The 1,500-nt window shown below is 42.7% G+C and carries 2 protein-coding genes; both read right to left on the reverse strand.

All coding sequences use genetic code 11. From position 1 onward, the window contains the following. Window positions 1-568, reverse strand: a 568-nt coding sequence (locus AC1DUA_RS39030; RefSeq protein ID WP_477504789.1) for a polysaccharide deacetylase family protein, incomplete at its 3' end; no start/stop codon positions are given. Between the two features lie 314 nt (window positions 569-882). Then, window positions 883-1,500: S1 RNA-binding domain-containing protein (locus AC1DUA_RS39035; RefSeq protein ID WP_477504790.1), on the reverse strand; the 618-nt coding region annotated here is incomplete at its 5' end.

Below are 1,500 nucleotides of genomic sequence, written 5' to 3' on the forward strand. Positions count from 1 at the left end.
GCGTTGGATGCATCAATATGAGCGTACCTGGTTCCACACTGGATGATAGCCGCTGCAGTATGCGGTCAGCTCCAGGATTTCTCCAATCAATCGTATCAAAAGTCCATAATACCGTTTTAAGTTTAAACTCGGCAGCAACTTGAACCGTCTCTTGGTTAAAATAACCCGAAGGAGGCGCAAATAGCGTGTTGTTCACACCCAATTGCTGCTTAAGCAGTTGTTCGGTTTTGGAGATTTCCTCCACGGCCTTACTTCGGCTGACGTTTCTCATATCCTTATGTGAGTAAGCATGATTAGACAATTCATGACCTGCACTCTGGATTGTTTTCGCCATCTCAACATTCTTATTCAACCACGAGCCATCGAAAAAAAATGTGGCGTGCACGTTCTCTTTGCGAAGTGTCTCAAGAATGCTCGGCAAATACTCATTGCCCCATGCCACATTGATCATGAAGGATACCATGGGCTTTTTGGGATTGCCTTTATAGATTGGGTTTGGTCCCAGATCATCTAACTGGATACTAGGAGAAACTTCTTTCATGACATAGTTAATTTTACCAGGCGTCAACTTGTGTTCAGCAAGTTTTAGTGTTTCCGGAATATCGACCTCAAGCCCGTTATAGCCAGGAATTGCTTTCCATACAGAGTCTATTTTCGCATCGATTGGGGCAATTTTACGCTTTTCCGCTYCTTGTTTAATTGTATCTTCTTGTAGCGCATAGACTGATCCCCCTTCTCCTCATGTCCTGAGTGTATGCAGAAAGGGACTAGAGTAGAACCGGGCATGTCCATGTCTAACTGAATAGCAAAAAAGAGACAGATTGATCTGACTCTTTATCCATAACTCAACTTATGAAAAAGGGACTTCACAAGTCACTCGGCTTAGGTTTGAGCCGGGACCTGCGAAGTTAATGTAGCTTTGCGAGAAAGATTTACTCTTCCTTGTTGGTCAATTTCAGTAACTTTCACTGTGATTTGATCGCCAACGTTAACGACATCTTCCACTTTTGCTACACGTTCTGTGGAGATTTGAGAAATATGAACCAGACCTTCTTTACCTGGCAAAATTTCAACGAAAGCTCCGAATTTCTCTACGCGTTTTACAGTACCAAGATACGTTTCACCGACGATAACCTCACGTACAATACCTTCAATAATGGAACGTGCTTTCTCGTTCATTGCTTGATTAGAGGAAGCAATGAAAACACGGCCGTCTTGTTCAATATCGATTTTAACGCCAGTTTCTTCGATAATTTTGTTAATGATCTTACCGCCAGCTCCGATTACATCACGGATTTTGTCCGGGTTGATGTTCATAGTCAAAATTTTCGGTGCGTATTCGGAAAGATTTTTCTTCGGCTCCGAAATACGTGATACCATTTTGCCTAAAATGTGCAAACGGCCTTCTTTGGCTTGCTGCAAAGATTGCTGAAGGATGCTGCGATCGATACCATCGATTTTGATATCCATTTGAAGCGCTGTAATACCTTCTGCTGTACC

The sequence above is a fragment of the Paenibacillus sp. 01T422 genome, assembly GCF_056398785.1.